At 58.4% G+C, this 6,649-nt stretch carries 8 protein-coding genes; 6 read left to right on the forward strand and 2 right to left on the reverse strand.

Features of this window, described 5'->3' with window-relative positions; genetic code table 11:
- Positions 1–380: DUF4240 domain-containing protein (locus ACH2EH_RS01845; RefSeq protein ID WP_395138289.1), on the reverse strand; the 380-nt coding region annotated here is incomplete at its 3' end.
- Between the two features lie 86 nt (positions 381–466).
- On the opposite strand from ACH2EH_RS01845, the gene ACH2EH_RS01850 reads away from it, so the two are divergent.
- From ACH2EH_RS01850 to ACH2EH_RS01865, 4 genes are all read left to right on the forward strand, one after another.
- Positions 467–1,237: a sulfite exporter TauE/SafE family protein gene (locus ACH2EH_RS01850; protein WP_395138292.1), complete on the forward strand. Its 771-nt coding sequence runs from the start codon at positions 467–469 to the stop codon at positions 1,235–1,237.
- A gap of 79 nt (positions 1,238–1,316) precedes the next feature.
- On the forward strand, positions 1,317–1,841 hold the full coding sequence (locus tag ACH2EH_RS01855; protein WP_395138294.1) for a rhodanese-like domain-containing protein: 525 nt from the start codon (positions 1,317–1,319) through the stop codon (positions 1,839–1,841).
- 5 nt (positions 1,842–1,846) lie between these two features.
- Positions 1,847–3,211 carry a rhodanese-like domain-containing protein gene (locus ACH2EH_RS01860; RefSeq protein ID WP_395138297.1) on the forward strand — a complete coding sequence of 455 codons (1,365 nt, stop codon included), beginning with the start codon at positions 1,847–1,849 and terminating at the stop codon, positions 3,209–3,211.
- Positions 3,212–3,221: 10 nt separating this feature from the next.
- Positions 3,222–3,731 carry an RNA polymerase sigma factor gene (locus ACH2EH_RS01865; protein WP_395138299.1) on the forward strand — a complete coding sequence of 170 codons (510 nt, stop codon included), beginning with the start codon at positions 3,222–3,224 and terminating at the stop codon, positions 3,729–3,731.
- Here ACH2EH_RS01865 and ACH2EH_RS01870 read toward each other — a convergent pair.
- Positions 3,720–4,664, reverse strand: a complete 945-nt coding sequence (locus ACH2EH_RS01870) for an alpha/beta hydrolase family protein (protein WP_395138302.1) — start codon at positions 4,662–4,664, stop codon at positions 3,720–3,722. The two genes, ACH2EH_RS01865 and ACH2EH_RS01870, sit on opposite strands and share 12 nt — an antisense overlap.
- A gap of 20 nt (positions 4,665–4,684) precedes the next feature.
- Here ACH2EH_RS01870 and ACH2EH_RS01875 point away from each other — a divergent pair, with 20 nt between their 5' ends.
- Both ACH2EH_RS01875 and ACH2EH_RS01880 read left to right on the forward strand, forming a co-directional pair.
- Positions 4,685–6,232, forward strand: coding sequence for a hypothetical protein (locus ACH2EH_RS01875; RefSeq protein WP_395138304.1), 1,548 nt, complete (start codon positions 4,685–4,687; stop codon positions 6,230–6,232).
- Between the two features lie 2 nt (positions 6,233–6,234).
- On the forward strand, positions 6,235–6,649 hold a 415-nt coding region (locus tag ACH2EH_RS01880), incomplete at its 3' end, for a hypothetical protein (protein WP_395138307.1).

The following is a 6,649-nucleotide window of genomic DNA, read 5'->3' on the forward strand; positions in this document are numbered from 1 at the left end:
TTGTGGCGCTTTCGCCAGACTTCCATAGCGATGGAGAGCAGCTCTTCTTGCTCGCAGTCCTCCTCTTCGGCGATCTCGACAAGGGAGTCGGGACTCACGAGAGCGGCTTCGTAGACGGCTCGCCCCCGCCCGATCAACCAGGCGCGAAAGTAGTCGAAGCAGTCGTCGGAGCAGCCTCCGTTGAGGATATAGGCCGCGCCCCAGAGATCCATCCGGTAGGTTGGGGCGTAGAGCGCATCGAAGTGCGTGTGAAAGGTGATAAGCTCGTCGTCGGGGAGCTTTTTTAAGTGCGCCTTGATCTGCTTGGATTGGGCGTCAATATTGTTCTTAGCGGTGAGACGTGTCGTCTCAATAATCTGCCAAAATTCGTCACGATTCATGCCGATAAACTCCGAGATAGACGCTGATTGCGGAAAATGCCTTTGAATCCTTTCCCGCCTTCGTAGCCTCTGCAGTTGCAGAAGCGATGGAAATCTTAGGATACGCGGCGGCAGTTATTATTGGCATCACGCTGGGGTTGATGGGCGGCGGGGGCTCGATCCTTACGGTGCCGGTTCTCGTCTATCTCTTTGGCGAGTCGGCGTCAAAAGCAACCAGTGACTCACTCTTTATTGTCGGGGTGACGGCGGCGCTGGGGGCGTTTCTCATGGCGCGACGCGGACTGGTGGACACTTCGGCGGCGCTACGCTTTGCCCTTCCCGCGTTTCTAACCGTCTGGCTGACGCGCCACTTCCTGCTCCCGGCCCTTCCTGAGAAGCTGGGAATGCTCTCTCGCGACACAGCGCTATTAGTGTTTTTCGCAGCCCTCATGCTCGCCACGGCGGTCTCGATGCTCCGGAAGCGAAAAGAAGCATCGCAGGAGGCAAAAGCGGGGCTGCTGACTCTCCCTGCACTGGTAGTCGGCGTCGTGACGGGGCTCGTTGGTGCCGGTGGCGGTTTTCTCATCGTCCCCGCGCTCACGCTTGCGGCAAAGCTCCCGATCAAACGCGCCGTGGGAACGTCGCTGGCCATTATTGCTGCCAACTCCCTCTTTGGCTTCTTCTCCGATACTAAAGTTCGCGGTGAGGCAAGCTGGGGATTTCTCATTACGCTTACCACACTGGCGGCTGTGGGCATGGGAATCGGGGTACTGCTCTCCAAGCGCATTCCGGGCGAGAAACTCCGCCCCACATTTGGAATCTTTCTGCTCCTAATGGGTACATATATGGTAGCCCACGAAATTTTTCAACACCGCTAAAAAAGTTCTAAACTGCTGAATCCTTTTTTCCAAACCCCGTCTCTGTCTTAGTGAACCCGCAATGAAAGAGTTATTTTTTATGAGTACAGCCATCCTGTCCCCCTCCGACCTTAATGCTCGCCTAACGCACGGTGAACGCTTCCAGCTCATTGATGTGCGCTCTCCTCAGGAGTACGCCGAGGGGCATATTCCTGGCGCAATGAACCTCCCGATGGAGCAGGCCGAGGCGCGCATTGATGATCTCCAGCGCCATGATCCTGTTGTGCTGATCTGCCAGAGCGGTCGCCGCGCCGGAATGACTTGCGAGCTGCTCAAGGCACACCATGATGGCCTTGTTGTCTTGGAGGGGGGAACGAAAGCCTGGATAGATGCGGAGCTCCCTGTGGTGAAAACAGCCTCAACCCGTTTGCCGCTCATGCGCCAAGTGCAGATCGGCGCAGGTGGTATGATTCTCACGGGTACTTTACTCTCGCTCTTGGTGCATCCGGGTTGGATTGTCTTAGCGATGTTTGCGGGAGCGGGCCTCTTTGTAGCAGGAACCACGGGTTTCTGCGGGATGGCGATTCTGCTGGAGAAAATGCCCTGGAATAGGGCACGGAGCTAACGAAAATGTTCTTTCAACCCTACTACTTGGGCTGCCTAGCGCACGCCTCATATCTGATGGGGGGCACAAATGGCGAGGCTGCCGTGATTGACCCGCGCCGAGATGTGGAAGAATACATTGAGGACGCGAAAAACGCGGGTCTGAGCATCAAGTATGTTATCGAGACCCACCTCCACGCCGACTTCGTGAGCGGCCATGTCGAGCTCGCTAAACGCACGGGTGCGACGATTCTTTTAGGCACAAACTCTGGCGCGAGCTTTTCGCATCAGCAGATCTCAGGTGGTGAGACGCTCACCCTCGGTGATCTGACACTCACATTTCTGGCGACGCCAGGGCATACACCCGAGGGCATCACAATTTTTGCGGCAGCACTCGAACACCCCACGCGGCTCTTTACGGGGGACACACTCTTTCTGGGGGATGTGGGACGGCCCGATCTGGTCGGTGCCAAGGGCCTGACGAGCGAGCAGATGGCCCAGATGCTCTACACGTCGCTGCGGGAGAAGATCCTGCCCCTCGACGATGCCGTTGAGATCTGGCCTGCCCACGGCGCGGGGTCGTCGTGCGGCAAGAATCTCTCCGATGATCGGGTGAGCACACTCGCGGTACAAAAGGCGGTGAATCTGCCGCTACGCCTTGCGATGAGCGGCGACGAAGCGGGCTTTATCGCCTACTCCATCGAGGGATTGGGGGCACCTCCCCCCTACTTCTTCCACGATGCCGCCAAAAACAAAGAGGGCGGAGCCAGTGTCGAAGACATTCTGCGCCCGGCGCGGGCACTCACGCCGGGTGAAGTCGAGGAGCGCAGTGAGGACGGTGTGCTGGTGCTGGACACCCGCGCGACGGGTGCTTTTAAGGCGGGGCACATTCCGGGAGCCATCGAAGTGCAGCTCGATGGTAACTTTGCTCCCTATGTCGGGGCTGTCTTGCCACCAACCGCACCCGTGATCGTGGTCACGGAGCCGGGGCGTGAGACCGAGGCCATGACTCGCCTGATCCGCGTGGGCTACGAGAACCTCCTTGGCTGGCTAGGCGGTGGCATGGAGGCCTGGAAAGCGGCGGGTGGTGAGCTTGCCAGAGCCACAACACTAGAACCTGGCGATCTAAAAGCCCTGCTCGCGGCCGGCGCGGCCCCGAGCGTTCTGGACGTGCGAACACCCGGCGAGTGGGAAGCGGGCCATATCGAGGGCGCGATCCACATTCCGATTACGGAGCTCAACGCGCGGCTTCAGGAAGTTCCACAAGGCCCGCTCGCGGTGATCTGTGGCTCTGGCTATCGCTCGGCCATCGCCGTTTCACTACTACTCCGCACCGGTCGCACCGATGTTGCCGATGTGCCTGGTGGCTGGAAAGCCTACAACACAGGGTAGCATACATCCGATGGACTTCGACCTGCTCATGGCCCGACACAAAGACGCGGTCTACCGACAGATGGTGCGGATGTGCGGCAACCCAGACGACGCGGAAGATGTGCTCGTGGAGTCGCTGCTGAGTGCCTACCGCGCACTGCACCAGCTCCACGATGAGGCAACGTTCCAGAGCTGGCTGGCGATTATTGCGCGACGAACCTGTGGTCGCCTGAAGCGCCGCGAGGCGCTCACTCCGGTGTGGCGGCTAGCGGAGCTGAGTGAGCAGGGAATAGAGCCCGTTTCAGACACACCCTCACCAGAGACCTTGGTGATCGAGACGGAGACCAAGGCCTGCTTGCTACGCGTCATGCACGAGTTGCCACCACTCTACCGTGAGGTCTACGAGCTGCGTGATCTGGAAGACTTGCCCGCGAGCGCGGTGGCGAAGCGCCTCGGGATCACCGTTGCCGCCGTCAAGTCTCGCCTCCACCGTGCCCGCACACTCGTCCGTACCGGAATAGACTCTGGCCTAGGTGCCTGAGCGCACAGATTTTTTGAGATTCTTCTCCAGAAAGGTAATCGTGCGGCTTGCCATATCAAAAAGATTAGGGACATGGCCTCCCGGCAAGATCACTCGCTCCTTGGGCTCTTTCGCAGCGGCAAAGAGTGCGTCGCTGCACGCTCTGGGCACGACATCATCACTTGCCCCCGTGAGAAAGAGCAGAGGCCGTGGCGCGGCGCGGCTAAGTGTGGGAACCGGGTCAACGTCGGCGAGGGCAGCCCGAATTTTCATGGCATCATTCTCGCCACTATCACGGAAGCGCTTGGCAAAAGGATGAGCACTCGTCGTGATCAGCGTCCCCCAGTCGCCGCCCGCCACCCAGAGCGCAGCCGCAGCCACACGCGGCTCCTCGGTCAGAAAACGTGCCCCCAGTACGCCGCCCAGCGAGACCCCTACAAAGCCAATACGCTTGACATCCACATCGGGGCGCGAGGCGAGATAGTCTACTGTGCACCGGAGATCCTGCACGGTCTGCGCCGCCACCGTCCGCATCCCCGCCAGATCCTGCTCCGCAATGGACTTATCATTCACTTTGGGACGATCACCATGCCCAGCCACATCAATTGCCACCGTGAGGTAGCCCTTGCCACTCAGCAGCATCGCCAGTGCCTGGAGCTGGTTCTTATCACCGCCCAGACCGTGGAGCAGAATGACCGCAGGGCGCTTACCCGCAGCAGCGACAACGGGAACGGAGATCAGCGCCGGAACACTCGCCCCGCTGCCGCCCGAAAACGTCAGATTGTAGAGCGAGAGCGGCTTGCCCTCAGCATCCTTGCGCTGGGTTAGCTTTGTCTGCAACGATGCTGTAGGGTCGTAGGCAACCCCGGCTAGTGTCGTCGTTTGGGTTTGAGCAAGCAAGGTGGCAGCGAGGCAAAACGCTGCCAGAAACGCAACAAAACGGTTATACTGCATGCGAGGAGTATATCGTGACAATGCCCCGCTTGCGGAAACTGCTACCAGCCCTACTACTCGCTTTTTCTTTTGCGGGCTGCCAACCCGAGACCGCGCCGCAGCTCGCGGGCACACGTCCCTCCACGCCGCACCCCCTGCCGCTCCCACACCGCACTTACTCCAATGACACGAGCCGCTTGCGGGCGCTTATTCAGACACTGGAAACCCGCAAAACCCCAGATAGCTTCAGTCTAGCTCTCCTCTACGAGCGCCTAGGGGATCTTGACAAAGCACGCGAGCTCCTCAAAGCGAATCGCGGCGTGTTTCTATTTGGAACCCGGCTATCCCCAGCGCTTCTGCTTCCCTTCCCTGAGCCGACGCTCTCCGCCGAGGATCGTCAGCACCTGGATCAAAATACGGCCCTCCTCAATTCCGAGTTCGTGGGCTGGCTTGTGCTCCGTGGAGCAACAAAACCGACCCGGGACTACCTGCGAAAAAGGCTGGATTTTGCTCTAGAGCGTGGCCCCGAAGGTAACCGTGAGCATTTTTTCCAACAAGCGCTTCTGTGCCTTTTCTATCTTGGGGAGCAGGAGAAGGCACTCGCTGGCCTCAAGCACCTTTCCCCCAACGATCAGGTACGTATCCTCACGGCTGTCTTATTGCATAATAACCCTCACTTGCGGAAAAAGTTCGCCCACCCGAGCCTTGACACAGCGCTGCAAAATGCCTTTAGCCACATGACGCTGACAAACCAAAGCGCACCGATGGCTGCTCTCAACAAAGTCTCGGTGCTCACCGATAAACAGCTCGCTCAGCTCACTATCCAGCTCGCTCAGCAAGGCTACTGGACGCTCACAAGCAATGCTGCACAATACCAGACCGATAGTGTCTGTCGGCAACAGTCTCTGGCAAACATCGCCCAGAAAAAGATTCCTGTCTGTCTTCCTCTGACGCAATCTTTCCATCGAGGAAAAAGTGTCGTCCAACTTGACTTAGGCTGGCTACGCTCCCAACCCGACAAAAAGCTCGCGATACGGATCTTAATCTGGCAGCTAAAAGAAGCCAAACAACTGAATATTGCCCTGGCATTTCAGGACATTCCCAGCACCATTCTGGAGATGGGACACTCTGAGCTTTTTGAGGAAGATCCCACACTGAGCAGGTTCATTCCTTCTCTTCAAACACAGTGCAGTATAGCGCTCCGGCGCAACGATGATGCCCAGCTCAGCAGGCTCCTGCTTCCCACCCTGGATTCGGTCGGAGGACGACTTACTCACTACGAGCTCCATAACCTGAGCTGTTTTGCGGTGCGCACTCGGAACCCGGTTTTTGCTGCACGCATTGCGCCGCTCTTGCGAGAGAAAACGAAGCAAGTCACACCCGAAATGAAAGGAGCGACGGCATACCTTTTTGCCCGTCTCGACAGTAAAACACCGCCTGTGCTCGCTGCCGAAGCAGCCCTTGCACTCACCCAGGCCAAGTGCGGCGATATCGCAGCGGGTGTTAAGACCCTGGAACAGTTTCCTGTAAACAATCAAACGCTTCTGGAGTTTCTCCAGGCAGCTCTCCACCTCCCTCCAAGCTACTGACAATGCGAGCCTATTTCCCACACTCCCTTATCATGATGCCCTTGCTAGGAATCGCAGGAATCGCCGCTCTTGCCGGTTGCTCAACGCAAGCAAGCGCTCCGTCCCCGCTGCCTTTGCCCCCCTTGCCAAAAACACAAGCGGCACAGCTCCCCCTAATACTCACACAGGCACAGAGGCAGATGGAGCAGGTCAATGAACCTGCACTGTATTTCTGGCGTCGCCTCGCCTGGATCCAGTACCATCACGGCGAGCCCGCTCTAGCAAGGCATGCCCTGGATCAGGCGACCATCAGCCTCGTCGCCAGCTCTTTGGGATCAAACCAGGAGAGCCTCGAGCGTTCGGCTCTGGCGGAGCAGTATCTGGCAATGCATGCCCCGGATCAGGCCCACAAAGTACTCGGCGATTTTCGGTATCAGG

This window comes from Armatimonas sp. (genome assembly GCF_043760365.1).
GTDB lineage: Bacteria > Armatimonadota > Armatimonadia > Armatimonadales > Armatimonadaceae > Armatimonas.

Excerpts from the sequence above, each read along its gene's own strand:
- ACH2EH_RS01850 (WP_395138292.1), top strand. The coding sequence starts at position 467 with ATGGAAATCTTAGGATACGCGGCGGCAGTTATTATTGGCATCACGCTG.
- ACH2EH_RS01870 (WP_395138302.1), bottom strand. The coding sequence starts at position 4,664 with ATGCAGTATAACCGTTTTGTTGCGTTTCTGGCAGCGTTTTGCCTCGCT.
- ACH2EH_RS01875 (WP_395138304.1), top strand. The coding sequence starts at position 4,685 with ATGCCCCGCTTGCGGAAACTGCTACCAGCCCTACTACTCGCTTTTTCT.
- ACH2EH_RS01860 (WP_395138297.1), top strand. The coding sequence starts at position 1,847 with ATGTTCTTTCAACCCTACTACTTGGGCTGCCTAGCGCACGCCTCATAT.
- ACH2EH_RS01855 (WP_395138294.1), top strand. The coding sequence starts at position 1,317 with ATGAGTACAGCCATCCTGTCCCCCTCCGACCTTAATGCTCGCCTAACG.
- ACH2EH_RS01865 (WP_395138299.1), top strand. The coding sequence starts at position 3,222 with ATGGACTTCGACCTGCTCATGGCCCGACACAAAGACGCGGTCTACCGA.